Genomic DNA, 14,969 nt, shown 5'->3' on the forward strand with positions numbered 1-14,969 from the left:
CCGCGGTCCGCCCGAATCCCGCCCCACCCTCTTCCGCGGTAGCCCGCACCCGGCCCCCCGCCACGCCCTACGATCGAGTCATGTTCGTGATCACGCTGACCTACGTCGTCCCCGTCGAGGACATCGACGCGCTCATGCCCGGCCACCTCGAATGGCTCGACCGGTACTACGCGGACGGCACCCTGCTCGCCTCCGGGCGTCGTGTCCCGCGCACCGGCGGGGTGATCCTGGCCCGCGCCGACGACCGGGCCGCGCTCGACGCCGTGCTCGCGGAGGACCCCTTCCGGAAGGCGGGCGCGGCCACCTACGACGTTGTCGAATTCGCGCCCTCCAGGACCGCTCCCGGGCTCGAAGGACTGCTCCCGGCCACCTGAAGTGCAGTCAATAGCCGTTCATTTCCAGCACATTTGATGGCGATTACTCACCAATTCAGACAACAAACGAGTACAGGCTTCCGCATTCACACCTTCGGGTGATTTCGTGTTGGGAACACACCCGGACCGGGCGACGGGGACGCTCATCCGCCGGGGCGTGCATTCCGCGCCGAGTACCCCGATCGCGTCACCCCAACCCCCGCTCGGCGCCCTACCGACACAACGGCACAGCTTGCGACAGGACGTATGGGGGAGGCGCTGACCGATGCGCGTGCGAGATACCCGGATGCCGGGGTGGCCTGCGGACATGTTCGTGCCGGAGCTCCCCGTGGCCACCGCGCGGCTGCGTCGTAGGGTCGCGGATTCGGTGCAACCCGACGGGGCGGTGCGCAGCCCGTGCCGCAGCCGCGTGCTCGAATCGGCGCTGCTGCTGCGCCTGCTGGAGCGCACCGGGATCGAATCCGATCACCACCGTCGGGTCGCCCGGTTCCTCGCCGATCGCCCCGACGACGCCGAACCGCTCGATCGGCTGCTCGCGACGATCGCTTTACGCCACCCCGACGACCTTGCCGAACACGGCACGGACGCCCTGCTCGACCGCTTCCTGCAGCGGGCGCCGGCGTTCCTGAACGCGCGCAAGCGGGTTCTGCTCGAAACGGTGCTGGCCCTGCTCGGCCCACCCCGGAGCGCGCGCCGGCGTGCGTTCGACCCGAGCGCGTTCGACACCGGGAACCTGCACCCGTGGGCGCACGTGCAGACCATCGCGCTCAAGGTCGCGTCGGCCGATCTGACCGGTCACGCCGACGAGATCGCCGAGTCCGAGGTGCGCCTGCTCGTGGACACCCAGCAGGTGTCGGGGGTGTGGGAGGGCAATCTGCTCGTGCACCTCCTGGTGCTGCACGCGCTGGTCGGTCGGCCGCACCTGGACGGTGTGCTGGTCAACGGCGTGGCCAAGGCGCTGGTCCACCAACGGGTGGACGGCGGGGTGCCGTTCGTGACCGACACGGACACCTGGTGCGCGGTCACCGCGGGTGTCGCGCTGGACGCGTCGGGCGCCCCGATGGAGGTCCGCCGCCGGATCGGCGACCACCTCGCGGCCCGCCAACGGGTGGACGGCGGCTGGTCGTACACCGACGCCGCGGCGCTCGCCGACGTCGACGACACCTCGGTGGCGATCGAGTTCCTGCACGCCACCGACCCGTTGCGCTACCGGCGCACGATCGACTGCGGCTTGCGCGCCCTGTGGTCCTACCAGGGCGCCGACGGCGGTTTCCCCACGTACATCGCGGGCGCGCCCTCGGAGGCGTGCATGACCGCGGCCGCGGTCAACGCGCTGAGCGTACGCGCGCCCCGGCACGTGCAACGCATCACCGCCGCGCGCCGGTTCCTGGCCGCCGCGCAGCGCGCCGACGGCACCTTCGACCCGGACTGGAGCCGCAGCCGCTACCACGCGATCTTCCGCGCCCTGCTCGCCATCGACGCGTGCGGTCCCGACGCCTACCGGGCCACCGTCAAGCGGGCGCTGACCGCGGTGCGCGAGGGGCAGAACCGCGACGGCGGCTGGGGCCAACAACCCGGCGACCCCAGCGACGCGATCAGCACCGCGTACGCGCTGATCGCGCTGTGCCGCCAGGCCGACCCCCGCCCCGCGGCGCGCGGCGTCGAGTACCTGCTGAGCACACAACGCGCCGACGGCGGGATCGACTCGGTGCCGGACATGCTCGGCACCCGGCCGTTCCTGTACGTGATCCCCAGCCTGGCCGACCACTTCACCCTGCTGGCCCTCGGCCACCTGGGCAGTCGGTTGGCCGCCCGGACGCGCCGCCCGAGCGCCCCGCGGGGCCCCGGCGCGCAGTCGGCGTACCCCTCGGCCCTGCGTGCCCCCGCGCCCGGTTCCGCCGGATCGCGCGGTGGGGGCAGGAATACCCCGACGCAGACCGGCGAAAGGAGCCCGGCGTGAGCACACCGACCGTCGTCGACCTCCCGATCAGCTTCCACCTGCCGAAGCTCGCGAACCTGTTGCCGATGACGTTCCATCCGGAAACGGACCGGCTGATGCGCGAGTCCCGCTGGTGGGCCCACCGCCACCTCGGCTTCGCGTACGCGGGCGACGCCGCCCGGATAGACAAGAACGTGGACGGAACACTGCTGGTGTCGTTGTCCGTTCCGCACGCCGACTACGAACTCGCGCTGACCACGGCCAAGGTGATGAACTATCTGATCGGCATCGAGAACAGTCTCGTGGACAAGGCAGGCCTGGGCGGCAGTTCGTTCGCCACCCGCAACGTCTTCGGCCGTTTCATGGCCGACCTGCTCGGCTGGGGGGACGGCTCGACCCCCCTGCGCGAGGACTTCTCCTGGTTGCGCGAGCGTATGCCGCCCGCGCGCTGGATCCGATTCGTCTCCTACATGGAGGACTTCGCACACGGGTTCACCACCGAGTTGGAGAGCTGGCGCGACGCCGGGATATCCGACTACGACACGTACATGGACGACCGCCGGCACAGCCTGGGGGTGCGCTGGTTGTTCGGGTTCGCCGAGGAGGGCGTGCCCGGCGTGGCGCTGTCCCAGGAGGCGTTCCGGACCGCCGACATGGTGGCCATCCACGACACCGCGATCGACGGCTACACGCTGATCAACGACCTGGTCTCCTATCGCAAGGAGCTGGTCATGGACGACCGGGTGAACCTGGTCTACTACCTCGGCGAGGCCGAAGGGCTCGACCTCGAAGGGGCGATGAACAAGATCTGCGGCCTGATCGACGCCACCGAACGCAAGTTCCTCGACCTGCGTGACCGGATCATGGCCGGCCCGCACGGCGGGGAGCCGGGGATGCGCGCCTATCTCGACGAGGTCGGCCACGTGATGACGTCCAACCTGTGGTGGGCCACCGTCAGCAAGCGCTACGAACCCGGCGGCCTGGGCTGGGACGGCTCCACCGCCGGCACCATGACCTTCCACCGGGACCGGGCCGTGTTCGTCCCGGATCCGACCCCGGGCGGCTGACCGGCGACGGCCCGAACACGGCGCCGACCGCTCCACTCGCACCACACCGATGGTCACACCCCGGCGCGCCCGGTCCTCGCGGCGCGCCGGCGGGCTTTGCCCGAACCTGACGCAACGTCAAGGTCACCCTCGGACGGCTTTAATCATTCACTCATGAAGCACGTCCATGCTGCCTACATGGACTTTCCGCGTTGTGGCACCCCGCGTCCTGCGGTTCGATCCGGCTCGCACCCGGTGGGGAGGGCGCGACCGCCGGTCACGCCCCGGGGAAAACATCGGGCGGGCGGTGAGCGGATCGGCGTGGTCGGGGCAGGCGTCCGGTGATGTCAGTCTCCTTCGGCACCTTCGACAAGCGCACCCGACCCGCCCGCCCGGCGTGCGCCCCGGCCCGCCCGACCCCCGCCGCGCGCCCGCCGGCCGAGCCGGCCGAGCCACGCCCGCCCGCCGAGTCGGCCGGCCCGACGGCCCGGACCGATCCGCCCGCGACCGCCCGCCGACCCCACCTGCACCGGGTCGACCTGATCCGCGACATCGCCTTCCTGTGCGTGATCGTGGTGCATGTCATCGGCGTGACCTACCCGTTCCCCGGCGAGGGCCCCGCCTTCACCCAGTTGGTCCTGCACGCGACCCGCGCGGTGTTCTTCTTCGTCAGCACGTTCGTGCTCTTCCACAGCGCGTACCACCGGCCACTGCGCGTGGGCGCCTTCCTGGGCAGGCGCTTCAAGCTGCTCGGCGCGCCGTATCTGCTGTGGTCCACCGCCTACTGGGCACTGGGCGACCACGCGCGCATCCGCGACGACCTGCCCGGCGCGCTGGGCGATCTGCGCGGCGGCATCGTCTGGGGCGGGTCCTGGTACCACCTGTACTTCCTGCTCGTCTCGCTCCAGATCGCGGTGCTGTTCCCGCTCCTGCTCAAGCTGGTCCGGGTCGCCACCGGTCGGCATCTGCCGCTGCTCGTGGTCACCGCCGCGGTGCAACTGGCCGCGTTGGTGGTGCTGTTCCACTCCACGCCGCTGAGCGGCCCGCTGGAGTGGTACCGCACGCACGGCGGGATGTTGTTGCCGACCTACGGGTTCTTCGTCCTGTCCGGCGCGCTGGCCGCGGTGCACCTGGACGCCTTCCACGCGTGGATCGTCGGGCACACCCGGACCGTGTGGGCCGGCACGCTCGGCACGCTCGCGCTGACCTGGCTGTGGTACCGGCACACCGTCGCCGGCGGCCGGGACACCGCGACCGCGTCGATGGCGACCCAGCCGGTGAGCCTGCTGTGGGGCCCGGTCGCGGTGATCGCGCTGTACGCCCTGGCCGGCCGCTGGGAACGGGCCCGCCGACCCGTGCCCGGCCGGCGGGCCGCCGCGTTGGGGGCGCAACTGGCCTTCGGTGTCTACCTCGTGCACCCGATGATCCTGCGGCTGCTGGAACTGAGCGGATTCGCCGCCGCGTTGCCGTGGTCGCCGGCGGTGGACACCATCGTGCTCGCGGCGGTGGTCGCCACCGGGTCGGCCGGGTTCGCCTGGCTGGTCGCGCGAACCCCGGTCGCCCCCTGGGTGATCGGCCGCGAACGCATGCGCGGCGACCGGCCGGCGTCGGTGACCGTACGGCGCTCGACACCGGCCGGCCCACACCGGCGTTCGCACGGTCAGCACATGGGCAGCAGGTCCTTCACCGACCCCGTGGTCTCCAACCACGCCTCGGGCGCGTAACCCGCGCCCTGGCTCGTGGTCACCAGCACCCACTGGTCGCTCTTGCCACCGCGCCAGCCGTAGACGGTGACACCACCCTTGGCCCGGCAGGTCGCGGTCAGTTGGGTCCCCGCGGTCACCTCGGTGATGGTCTTGCCCTTGCCCGGCTTCTCGCGTATCTCCAGGCCGATCGCCTGGCGCGCGATCACCGCCATCTTCACCGTCGAGGTGGGCGAGGGCACGGCCGTCCCGCTCGCCGACGGGTTCGCCGACCCGGATGCGCCGGGCGACACGGTGCTCGACGCGTTCTTCTTCTTGTCGTTCTTGTCGTCGCCGGAGAGCACCCACCACACCAGGATCACGATCACCCCGACGATCACCGCCCCGATCACCAGACCGGTCCCGGATTTCGGTGGGGGCGGACCTCCCGCGCTCGGCGCCCGACGGGCGGGCGTCAGGCGACGCCAATCGAATCGGGACGACCCCGCAGACGGCATGGTGACTCCTTCACACGGACGTGCGGTGATACCGGAAAAACTCGACGCTTGATTCTTTCGTGTCGCGACCCCGTCACGGTAAGGCGATCCGGAATCGCCGCGCCGTACGATTCCCGGCCACATGTCACACCGGACCCCTATGGTCGGCGCATGACCTCTGCGTTGCCACGGATCACCGACGACCAGCGACGAGCGCGTTTGGGCACTCGGCACCGACTGGCGGCCGGCGCGCGCGCCGCGCACGCGGAGGACGCGGTCCGGTCCGTGCTCCTGCTGCACGCCACCGACCCGGCGACGGTGTACGTGTCCACCTGCGCGCGCCTGGCCGAACCGTCCGTCGCCGAGGTCCGGCGGGCGTTGTACACCGACCGCAGCCTGGTGCGGATGCCCGGCATGCGGCGCACCGTCTACGTGGTCCCACGCGAACTCGTCCACGTGGTCCAGCGTTCCAGCACCGACGCGGTCGCGGTCACGCAGCGCCGGGTGCTGCTGCAGTTCCTCGCGTCCGGCGGCTACGACGAGGCGTGGCTGGAGCGGGTCGAGGCGGACACGGTAGCCGCGCTGGCCGAGTTGGGCGAGGCCACGGCGATCGAACTGGGCGCGCGGGTACCGCTGTTGCGCACCCAGATCCGGGTCGCGGTGGGCAAGCCGTACGAGGCGAACCAGGGGGTGTCCACGCGGTTGTTGTTCACCCTCTCCTGCGAGGGCCGGATCGTGCGGGCCGAGCCGCAGGGGTCGTGGCTCTCCAGCCGCTTCCGCTACACGACCATGCCGCCGCTGCCCGAGATCGGAAAAACCGAGGCGAAGGCCGAGTTGGTGCGCGGCTGGCTGGCCGCGTTCGGGCCGGGCACGGCCGACGACCTCAAGTGGTGGACGGGCTGGACGACGGCCGACGTGCGGCATGCCCTGGCCGCGGTCCGGGCCGTCGAGGTGGGGCTGGACGGCGGCACGACCGGCTGGGTGCTGCCCGGCGACGAGGAGCCCGAGCCGGCGCCGGAGCCATGGGCGGCCCTGCTGCCCGCCCTCGACGCCACCCCGATGGGCTGGAAGGCCCGCGACTGGTACATCACCCCCGCCCTGCGCGAGCACCTGTTCGACCGCATGGGCAACATCGGCCCGACCGTCTGGTGGAACGGCCGCGTGGTCGGCGGCTGGTCCACCCGCCCCGACGGCGACCTCGTCTGGCGCGCCCTGGTCGACCTCGACCCCGAGGCGTCCAAGGCGATCGAGGCGGAAGTGGCCCGGCACACCTCGTGGTTGGCGGGCGCCCACATCACCCCGAGATTCCGCGTCCCTCTGGACCGTGAACTGAGCGCGTAGGTCGCGCCGAGGCGGGCAGGGCCGGGGCGGGGCGGTCAGACCCGGTCGCGCGCCGCGTCCGGCTGCGCGCGGACCGGCTCGGCACGCGGGCCGGTGGTGTAGACGACGAGCAGCAGATCCGGATCCCCGGGCAGGGACAACGTCTCGTAGGTGATGTCCACGGGGTCGCCGCCGGCGGGGCGCAAACGCTTGGTGCCGTGCGTCTTCTCGGCCACCTGGTGGGCGTCCCACAGCGGGCGGAAGCGCGGGTTGCCGGCGGACAACTCCTCGACGAGGGCGGCCATTCGGGTGTCTCCGGGGTGCCGCGCGGCGTCCAGGCGCAGATACCCGACGGTGTCGGCGGCGACCTGTTCCCACTCGGGGTAGAAGGTGTGCGCGTCGGGGGCCAGGAACGCGTGCCGCGCCATGTTGCGCGCGTGCGGCGCCATCGCGCTCAGTCCCATTAGCGCGTCGGCGAGCGGGTTCCACGCCACCACGTCCATGCAGCGGCCCAGCACGAACGCCGGCGCGTCGATCCGGTCCAGGAGCACCTGTACGCCCGGCCGCGCGGTCGAGGGTGCGGGCCGGCGCACACTCACCCGGGTCGGCCGGGCCAGATCCCACATGTGCGCGTACTCGGTCGGATCCAGCCGCAGCGCCCGCCCGATCGCGTCCAGCACGGCGTCCGAGACGTGTTGTCCGCGGCCCTGCTCCAGGCGCACGTAGTAGTCGACGCTCACGCCGGCGAGCTGCGCCACCTCCTCGCGCCGCAACCCCGCCACCCGGCGCTTGCGGCCGAACACGGGCAGGCCGACCTCCTCGGGCCCGACCCGGGCGCGGCAGGCGCGCAGAAACCCGCCCAGCTGCTCGAAGGACGTGTCGGCGGACGTGGTGTTCATGATCGGACTCTACTGCCGGGCCCCCGGCCGCCGCGGCGACCGGGCGCGAAGGTGGTACGGCCGGACCCAGGTAAACGTGTGCTCTGGGTGTCCGCGCGGTCCGGCGGCACAGTGATCCGAGTCAGCAGGTCACGCAGTACGGATCAACCCGGGAGACCCTCATGAACCACACCGCACCCACCGCACTCACCGCACTCACCGGTCGCACCGCCGTCGTCACCGGGGCCGCCAGCGGCATCGGCGCCGAGACCGCACGGCAGCTCGCCGCGAACGGCGCGCGGGTCGCCCTGCTCGCCCGCCGGGAGGACCGGTTGAAGGACCTCGCCGCCGAGATCGAGGCCGGCGGCGGTACGGCGCTCGCCGTCGCGGTCGACGTCACCGACCAGGACTCGGTGGACGCGGGCGCGGCCCGGATCCGGGCCGAATTGGGCCGCGTCGACCTGGTCGTCAACGCGGCCGGGGTGATGTTGCCCAACCCGCTCGACGACGGCCGGATCGACGAGTGGACCCGGATGATCGACACCAACGTCACCGGCGCGCTGCGGATCATCCGGGCGTTCACCGCCGACCTGGTCGCGGCGGCGACCGAGGGCGGTACCGCGGACCTAGTCGACGTCTCCTCGATCGGCGCGCACGTGACCTTCCCGAACTACGCCGTCTACGGCGCGACCAAGGCCGCGCTCACCCACCTGTCGGCGTCCCTGCGCAGTGAACTGGGCCCGCGCGACGTCCGGGTCACCAACATCGAGCCCGGCCTGACCGACACCGAACTCGGCTCGCACATCGACAACGCCGCCCTCGGCGAGGCCGGCCAACTCGGCGCCATGTTCGACACGATCGGCGCCCTGTCCCCGGCCGACGTGGCCGACCTGATCGTCTACACCACAACCCGCCCCCGCCACATCAACCTGCGCCAGCTGATCATCCTCCCCACCCACCAGGCCTGACCCCCACCCACCGCCCACCGGCCACGGCTCCAATCGCAGGCGGGGGCGTGCGGGTGATGTTGCGTCGAGGGGCGGGTGTTGACTATGACTTGTCAGGGCCGGTCGGCACCCCCTTGCTAGGAGTTTTTCGTGGCGTTGTTTCGTCGCCAGTCGCGTAATCAGCAGAACACCGCCTGGGGACAGGACGTGCGCGGTGTCCTGATGAGCGCGCCGCCGGAGCGGATCAGGCAGGATCTGCGGCTGATGATCAGCCGCCCCGGCCCGCACCTCGGTGCGCAGGGCGTGGTGTGGCCGCTGGGTGTGCGCGGCGAGATCGTCGCCGTGGCGTGTGTGAAGGGGCCGGACGGCACCGCGGTCACGATCGAGACGCCGATGGTGCAGCAGTGGGGGATGGCCGTCGAGGACGTGTGGCTCCAAGGCGCGACCAACCTGCGGATGGAGGGCTACGGCGGCACGCCGATGGAGATCTCCCCCGGAGCCACGCTGCACTCGCTGCTCGGCCAGAGCTGGCCCGGATCGGCGCAACTGTTCCGCCTCGGCGAGGCGATCGGCGACCCGCTGCGCGCCGGCGCGTTGGTGTGCGCGCCGGTGGACAACGGTCTGCTCGCGCTGCCGCTCAACTCGCAGCGCACGGTGGGCATGGCCGGATTCGTACTGAAGACCGCACAGGGCCTGACCCGGGACCAACAGCCCCTGTCCACCGGGATGTTCTGGTGGCACGAGGGCATCCTGGAAGAGCTGGAGGTCGAGTGGAAGGGCCCCGAACACGCGAGCCTGACCGGATCCGCCCGCTTCGGCCAGGTCGTTCGCGCGCTCCCGCAGCAGTAGGCGCGACAACACCTCGCCCACCGGCGCGCGGGGCCTACATCTCGGTCAGCCGGTAGTGGTACCGCTCCCGCTCCACCGTCCACGACCGCCCGTCCGGGCGCGGTGCGGGCGGGAAGGCGGTACCCGCCAAAACCGCCTCGACCCGCAGCCGCTCGGCGTCCACGACCGGCGCGCCCGCCACCCCGTAGTACAAATCGACCGCCGCGTCCCGATCGCCGTAGACCAGGATGCGATCACGCATCAACACCGCCAGCGCGGGCCGCTCCGGGTCGAACAGCCCCCACGTCGTGCCGTCGCCCGGATGCCCCAGGAACAACACCGAGCGCGGCTCGGCCAGCGCGAACCCGGTCAGCCGCGCGTCCACCGGGCCGAGCACCGGACCCGCGTCCACCGCGCCGTGATCGATCAGGTCGCGCAACACGTCCAACGCCGCCGGTGGCAGATCCTCGCCGATCACCGCGAGATCACCGGTCAGCGCGTGGGTGCGCCCCGGACCGGCGTGCGGCCCGCGCAACTGGAGGAATCCGCAGCGCGCGACCGACACGCTGGTCAGCGCCGCACCCCCGGTCCGCTCCCAGGCGACCGCCAACTCCAACCCGGGCCGCAACCACATCGGCGCGACCAGCACCCCGCCCGGGGCCAACTGCTCCACCCACGCCGGCGGCAGATCCGGCACACCCACCGTGGCCTCGATCCGGTCGAACGGCGCCCGGTCCGCGACGCCGGACCAGCCGTCCCCGGCCCGCACGTCCACGTGTATCCCGAGCCCGGCCAACCGCCGCGCCGCCGCGCCCGCCAACTCGGCGGACACCTCGACGCTGACCACCTCGCCCGTCGCCCCGACCAGGTGCGCCAGCAGCGCCGCGTTGTAGCCGCTGCCCGTGCCGATCTCCAGCACCCGCATCCCGGGCCGCACGGCCAGTTGTTCGAGCATCAGCGCGATCATCGCCGGCTGGCTGACCGTACTGTCCGGCAACCCGCGCGCGTCGATCGACAACACCACCACACGGTCCTCGTACGCACGCGCCGGCGAGGTGCCGCCGGGCATGAACACCTCGCGCGGCACCTCGGCCATCGCACTCGCGACCGCCTCGGTGCGTACACTCCCGCCCAGCCGCAATCGCTCCACCAGCGCGTTCCGCAGCCGGGCCGACGTGCGCTCGTCGTTCATGGCCCCCGTGTACCCACCTCGGCGCCCGTCGGCACCCCGCACGGCGCCCGGCCCGCGCAACGCGCGCCCCCTGGATCGCCACGCATCCCTCTTGCCCCACCACCCCCTCGTGTGGACCATGGGCCGACGACGACCGACGCGTTCGCCGGCGGAATGGGGACACGGTGACCTACCACGAGAGCATTCGCGTCGAGGCGACGGCCGAGCGGGTCTGGGAGATCCTGATGGACGTCGAGCGCCGGCCCACCTGGACCGCGTCCATGAGTGAGGTGCGCCGACCGGATCGGGAGCCGTTCGGCGTCGGCAGCCGGGTGCGGGTCAAGCAGCCCCGGCTGCCCGCCACGCAATGGGTGGTCACCGAATGCGAACCGGGGCGATCGTTCACCTGGACGTCGCGCAGCGGCGGGGTGACCACCTTCGCCGACCACCGCATCCGGGGCGACGAGGGCGTCACGGTGGAGCTGATCCTGCGCCAGAGCGGCCTGCTCGCCCCGTTGATCGGCCTGGTGGCGGGCAATCTGACCCGGCGCTATCTGCGGATGGAGGCGGAGGGTCTGAAGGAGCGCGCCGAACGCGACGCCTGATCGGGGCGCGCGGCGGGCACCGTGGCCCCGCCTACGGGTGTGCGGCGCGCGAGCCGGTGCGGGCGGTGATCTCGTCGCCGGACAGGTACGCGTCGGTCTTCTCCAGGTTGCCCATCCGGCCGTCCTGGTCGGACATGAAGCCGAGCCGGACCAGGTCGTCGCCGGCGAAGGCGTGCTGGATCCAGTTGGACAACACCCGGGTGCGGGCCCGGATCGACGGCACCGTCAGCAGGTGGTAGCCGCGCGTGATCGCCTGCGCGGGCAGACCGCGCATCTCGTAGCCGAGCGGGCGGGCCACCGCCTGGGTGCCGCCGAGGTCGACGACCAGCCCCAGGTCCTTGTGCCGGAACGGGCTCAGCGGTTGGCCGCGCAGCGCGGCGACCACGTTGGCGGCGGCGATCTTGGCCTGGCGGTGCGCGTACTGCGCGGTGGGCGGGCAGATCGCGCCGTCGCCCTTGTCCAGGTCCGGTACGGCCGCGGCGTCGCCGAGCGCGAACACGTCCGGATGCCCGGGCACGGCCAGATCGGCGGCGACCGCCAGCCGGCCGCGCACCAACTCGGTGCCCAGCGTGCCGACCAGCGGGCTCGCGGTGACCCCCGCCGTCCAGACCAGCGTGCGGCACGGCAACTTCTCACCCGTCGTCAGGGTGACCGCGTCCTCGGTGATCTCCTGCACGCTGACCCCGAGCCGCACGTCCACGCCGCGCTTGGCCAGCATCTGCAGGGTGGCCTTGCCCAGGTTCTCGCCGAGTTCGGGCAGCAGGCGCGGCGCGATGTCGACGATCATCCAGCGCACCTGCGCGGGGTCCAGGCGCGGGAAGTGCCGCAGCGCCTTGGTGGTCAACATCTCCAGGCAGGCGGCGGTCTCGACACCCGCGTAGCCGCCGCCGACCACGATGAACTGGCAGCGCGAGGCGCGCTCGGCCGGATCGGTGCTGGAGTTGGCGATCTCCAGCTGGGCGATCACGTGGTCGCGCAGATACACCGCCTCGGCCAGGTTCTTCATGCCGTGGCCGTAGGTGGTCAGGCCGGGGATGTCGAAGGTGCGGGTGACGCTGCCCGGAGCCAGGACCAGCTTGTCGTAGTGCTCGTTGCCGACGTCGCCGGAGATCTTGCGCACCACGCAGACCTTCGCGGCCAGGTCCACGCCGATCACGCCGCCGGGGAGCACGTGCGTGCGGTCGAACATCCGGTGCAGCGGCACCGCCGTGGTGCGCGAGGACAACACCCCGGCCGCGACCTGCGGCAGCAGCGGGCGGTACACCATGTAGTCCATCGGACTGACCAGCACGATCTCGGCCTCGCGGGGACCGAGGGAGCGCTCCAACCTGCGCACCGTCTCGAACCCCGCGAACCCTGCTCCGACGACGACCACCCGCTGCACCATGGCTGCCCCTTCCGGGAAGGCCCGGGCAGGAAACCCGCGACCATTTGGCACATTTTGTCCAAACATATGGCCGAGCGGGGGACGCCACGAGCGGGACGGGCCATCCGGGGGGCGGCGCGCCGGCGGGCGGCGACGGGCCCGGAAGAGCGCCGGCGGGCGCCGGCGGATGCGGGCTCAGGCGGTTCGGCGGCGACCACGACCGAGCGCGAAGCCGGCCGCCACGCACAGGACCGGGGCGGTGAGCAGGCCCGCGACCAGGTTGAGGCCGCCGTAGCCGGCCATGCCCAGGACCGATCCGGAGACCGCGCCGCCCGCCGCGCCGGCCAGGTTCATCAGCAGGTCCGACACGCCCTGTACACCCGGCCGCTCACCCGCCGGCACCGACTCGGCCAGCAGCGCCGAGCCCGCCACCAGGCAGCACGACCAGCCGAGGCCGAGCAGGACCAGGCCGACCATGGTGCGCCAGGTGGAGTGGCCCGAGGTACCGGCCGTGAACACCGCGAGCAGCAGCACGAACTGGCCGCCCAGGATCACCGGGATCCGGCCGAACCGGTCGGCCGCCCAGCCGACCACGGGGGACAACGCGTACATGCCGGCGATGTGCAGGCTGATCGTCAGCCCCACCAGGGTCAACGCGGTGCCGTGGTCCTTCATGTGTACGGGTGTCATCGCCATCACCGACACCATCACCACGTGCCCGAACGCCACCGTCGCCAGGCCGAGCAGCGCGCGCGGCGTCCGGCGGATCACCGCGAACGCGCCGCGCAGACCGGCCCGGGGCGGCACCCGGTCGCCCAGGTCGGCGCGCGCGACGAGCAGCGGGTCCGGGCGCAGCGCCACCCACAGGATGATCCCGGCGCCGGCGAACGAGACGATCGAGAACAGGAACGGACCGGCCAGCTCCGGCAGGCCCAGGGCGCGGCCGACCACCGCGCCCGGCTCGTTCAGGTTGGGGCCTAGGACCGCGCCGACGGTGGTCGACCAGACCACGACCGACAACGCCCGGGCCCGGCCGGCGTCGTCGGCGAGGTCGGTCGCCGCGTAGCGCGACTGAAGATTGGCGGCGGTCCCCGCGCCGAACACGAGCAGCGCGGCGATCAGCAGCGGGAACCACCCGAGCACCGCCGCCAGGATCACCCCGCCGGCCGCGACCGCCGCCACAGCCCAGCCGGCGGTGAGTGCGACGCGACGTCCGTACCGGGTCGCGGCGCGCGACATCGGCAGCGCGAACAACGCCGCGCCCAGGGTGATCGCGGTGGTGGCCACGCCGGACCAGCTCTTGGAACCGGACAGATCCTCGGCCAGCAGCCCGCCGACGGTCAGCGCCGAACCCATGCCCACGCCGCCGACGACCTGCGCGGCGATCAGGGTACGGACGGTCCGCCGTTGCAGGTCCGAGCGGTCGACCCGCTCGGGGTGGGCGGACGCGGGATCGGCCGACGCGGGGCGGGCCGACTCGGGTATGGCCGGGTCCAGGGCGGTCATGCCGGATTCACCACCAGATCGGGGATCGGACGAGGTGCACGGATCCACAGCGTGCCGCACGAGCCCGGCCCGCCCCGGGCGGGGCGCTCGCGAACCGGTTCGGGCGGGGTGTATACCGCTGCGGAGAAAGATCATCCCACCGGCGGCTCCGGGTGGGTATGGGCGGAGGTCGGGTGGGCCCGGGTGTGCGCCGGTGTGCGCGGTCCGGGAGTCGGGTACGGGCAGGCGCCGCGCATCGGATATGGATCGGCTGAGGATGACACTGGACGACGAGCACGCCTGGGCGCTGTTGCGTGCCCTGGACGACCCGGACCACCTGACCGCCCCCGCGGACTACGACCCCGACGCCGCGCGCGAGCGGTTCGACCGGCTCGTGGCGCGCCTGGACGCGGACTTCGACTGTCGGTGTTCGGTCGAGGGCGAGGCGGGGGCGGCGAGTCGGCACGGGGCGATCGTGGTGCCCGCGAGCGCGCTGTCCGGGACCGGGCGGATCATCGTGGTGGTGAGCAACTTCGGCGACCTGGCGGTGATCGGGGTCGACGCGCCGGACGAGCACCCCGTCGGCGCAGCGCCCGCCTACGTGGGGCCGGAGGAGACGGAACGGGTCGCCGCCGCGCTCGACGACCTCGGCTACACCGTCGTGCCGGAGGACCTGTTGCGGACCACGTACGACGGGGCGAGCCGGCTCGCCGACCACTACACGGTCGAGGACGCGCCGACCTGGTGGATCCGGTTCTTCGACTATCCGTGAGGCCGGCCCGGCGGTCGTCGGGTCGGGTTGCGTGAGGGGTGTTGCCTGGGTAGGTGTGT

General features: G+C 72.4%; 14 protein-coding genes. 9 read left to right on the forward strand and 5 right to left on the reverse strand.

Annotation, left to right across the window (positions count from 1 at the left end):
* Positions 1-80 precede the first annotated feature (80 nt).
* From ACWGR4_RS07175 to ACWGR4_RS07190, 4 genes are all read left to right on the forward strand, one after another.
* Positions 81-374 (forward strand): YciI family protein, encoded by a 294-nt coding sequence (locus ACWGR4_RS07175; RefSeq protein ID WP_126639987.1) that lies wholly within the window; start codon positions 81-83, stop codon positions 372-374.
* 307 nt (positions 375-681) lie between these two features.
* Complete coding sequence (locus ACWGR4_RS07180; protein WP_380001574.1) at positions 682-2,334, forward strand: prenyltransferase/squalene oxidase repeat-containing protein; 1,653 nt, start codon at positions 682-684, stop codon at positions 2,332-2,334.
* Entirely contained in the window at positions 2,331-3,380 is a 1,050-nt protein-coding gene (locus ACWGR4_RS07185) for a terpene synthase family protein (RefSeq protein WP_380001576.1), read from the forward strand. Before ACWGR4_RS07180 ends, ACWGR4_RS07185 begins: the two co-directional genes overlap by 4 nt.
* A gap of 323 nt (positions 3,381-3,703) precedes the next feature.
* A complete protein-coding gene (locus tag ACWGR4_RS07190; RefSeq protein WP_452128565.1) occupies positions 3,704-5,083 on the forward strand; it encodes an acyltransferase in 1,380 nt (459 codons plus the stop codon).
* Here the strand turns inward: ACWGR4_RS07190 and ACWGR4_RS07195 are convergent.
* Positions 5,020-5,559, reverse strand: coding sequence for a hypothetical protein (locus tag ACWGR4_RS07195; protein ID WP_452128564.1), 540 nt, complete (start codon positions 5,557-5,559; stop codon positions 5,020-5,022). The two genes, ACWGR4_RS07190 and ACWGR4_RS07195, sit on opposite strands and share 64 nt — an antisense overlap.
* Before the next feature lie 150 nt (positions 5,560-5,709).
* Between ACWGR4_RS07195 and ACWGR4_RS07200 the strand changes: the two genes are divergently transcribed.
* The gene (locus tag ACWGR4_RS07200) at positions 5,710-6,879 is read left to right on the forward strand and encodes a winged helix DNA-binding domain-containing protein (protein ID WP_380001582.1); all 1,170 of its coding nucleotides are present in this window, start codon (positions 5,710-5,712) and stop codon (positions 6,877-6,879) included.
* A 35-nt stretch (positions 6,880-6,914) separates the two neighbouring features.
* Here the strand turns inward: ACWGR4_RS07200 and ACWGR4_RS07205 are convergent, their stop codons facing one another.
* On the reverse strand, positions 6,915-7,757 hold the full coding sequence (locus ACWGR4_RS07205) for a helix-turn-helix transcriptional regulator (RefSeq protein ID WP_452128563.1): 843 nt from the start codon (positions 7,755-7,757) through the stop codon (positions 6,915-6,917).
* Between the two features lie 161 nt (positions 7,758-7,918).
* Between ACWGR4_RS07205 and ACWGR4_RS07210 the strand changes: the two genes are divergently transcribed.
* Positions 7,919-8,704 carry an SDR family oxidoreductase gene (locus tag ACWGR4_RS07210; protein WP_452128562.1) on the forward strand — a complete coding sequence of 262 codons (786 nt, stop codon included), beginning with the start codon at positions 7,919-7,921 and terminating at the stop codon, positions 8,702-8,704.
* A 129-nt stretch (positions 8,705-8,833) separates the two neighbouring features.
* Positions 8,834-9,532, forward strand: a complete 699-nt coding sequence (locus ACWGR4_RS07215; RefSeq protein ID WP_452128561.1) for a hypothetical protein — start codon at positions 8,834-8,836, stop codon at positions 9,530-9,532.
* 34 nt (positions 9,533-9,566) lie between these two features.
* Here the strand turns inward: ACWGR4_RS07215 and ACWGR4_RS07220 are convergent, their stop codons facing one another.
* A complete protein-coding gene (locus tag ACWGR4_RS07220; protein WP_452128560.1) occupies positions 9,567-10,703 on the reverse strand; it encodes a methyltransferase domain-containing protein in 1,137 nt (378 codons plus the stop codon).
* Positions 10,704-10,867: 164 nt separating this feature from the next.
* Here ACWGR4_RS07220 and ACWGR4_RS07225 point away from each other — a divergent pair, with 164 nt between their 5' ends.
* Positions 10,868-11,287 (forward strand): SRPBCC family protein, encoded by a 420-nt coding sequence (locus ACWGR4_RS07225; protein ID WP_452128559.1) that lies wholly within the window; start codon positions 10,868-10,870, stop codon positions 11,285-11,287.
* 31 nt (positions 11,288-11,318) lie between these two features.
* On the opposite strand, the gene ACWGR4_RS07230 is transcribed toward ACWGR4_RS07225, so the two are convergent.
* Together ACWGR4_RS07230 and ACWGR4_RS07235 are read right to left on the reverse strand one after the other, a co-directional pair.
* The gene (locus ACWGR4_RS07230; RefSeq protein WP_380001594.1) at positions 11,319-12,674 is read right to left on the reverse strand and encodes an NAD(P)/FAD-dependent oxidoreductase; all 1,356 of its coding nucleotides are present in this window, start codon (positions 12,672-12,674) and stop codon (positions 11,319-11,321) included.
* A gap of 174 nt (positions 12,675-12,848) precedes the next feature.
* On the reverse strand, positions 12,849-14,159 hold the full coding sequence (locus tag ACWGR4_RS07235; RefSeq protein WP_452128558.1) for an MFS transporter: 1,311 nt from the start codon (positions 14,157-14,159) through the stop codon (positions 12,849-12,851).
* 256 nt (positions 14,160-14,415) lie between these two features.
* Here ACWGR4_RS07235 and ACWGR4_RS07240 point away from each other — a divergent pair, with 256 nt between their 5' ends.
* Complete coding sequence (locus tag ACWGR4_RS07240; RefSeq protein ID WP_452128557.1) at positions 14,416-14,910, forward strand: hypothetical protein; 495 nt, start codon at positions 14,416-14,418, stop codon at positions 14,908-14,910.
* The last annotated feature ends 59 nt before the right edge of the window (positions 14,911-14,969 follow it).

Source organism: Embleya sp. NPDC055664, from assembly GCF_053618075.1.

What these genes read in the sequence shown, in the direction of transcription:
- ACWGR4_RS07175 (WP_126639987.1), top strand. Translation starts at nt 81, where the DNA reads ATGTTCGTGATCACGCTGACCTACGTCGTCCCCGTCGAGGACATCGAC.
- ACWGR4_RS07180 (WP_380001574.1), top strand. Translation starts at nt 682, where the DNA reads ATGTTCGTGCCGGAGCTCCCCGTGGCCACCGCGCGGCTGCGTCGTAGG.
- ACWGR4_RS07190 (WP_452128565.1), top strand. Translation starts at nt 3,704, where the DNA reads ATGTCAGTCTCCTTCGGCACCTTCGACAAGCGCACCCGACCCGCCCGC.
- ACWGR4_RS07195 (WP_452128564.1), bottom strand. Translation starts at nt 5,559, where the DNA reads ATGCCGTCTGCGGGGTCGTCCCGATTCGATTGGCGTCGCCTGACGCCC.
- ACWGR4_RS07200 (WP_380001582.1), top strand. Translation starts at nt 5,710, where the DNA reads ATGACCTCTGCGTTGCCACGGATCACCGACGACCAGCGACGAGCGCGT.
- ACWGR4_RS07205 (WP_452128563.1), bottom strand. Translation starts at nt 7,757, where the DNA reads ATGAACACCACGTCCGCCGACACGTCCTTCGAGCAGCTGGGCGGGTTT.
- ACWGR4_RS07210 (WP_452128562.1), top strand. Translation starts at nt 7,919, where the DNA reads ATGAACCACACCGCACCCACCGCACTCACCGCACTCACCGGTCGCACC.
- ACWGR4_RS07220 (WP_452128560.1), bottom strand. Translation starts at nt 10,703, where the DNA reads ATGAACGACGAGCGCACGTCGGCCCGGCTGCGGAACGCGCTGGTGGAG.
- ACWGR4_RS07230 (WP_380001594.1), bottom strand. Translation starts at nt 12,674, where the DNA reads ATGGTGCAGCGGGTGGTCGTCGTCGGAGCAGGGTTCGCGGGGTTCGAG.
- ACWGR4_RS07235 (WP_452128558.1), bottom strand. Translation starts at nt 14,159, where the DNA reads ATGACCGCCCTGGACCCGGCCATACCCGAGTCGGCCCGCCCCGCGTCG.
- ACWGR4_RS07240 (WP_452128557.1), top strand. Translation starts at nt 14,416, where the DNA reads ATGACACTGGACGACGAGCACGCCTGGGCGCTGTTGCGTGCCCTGGAC.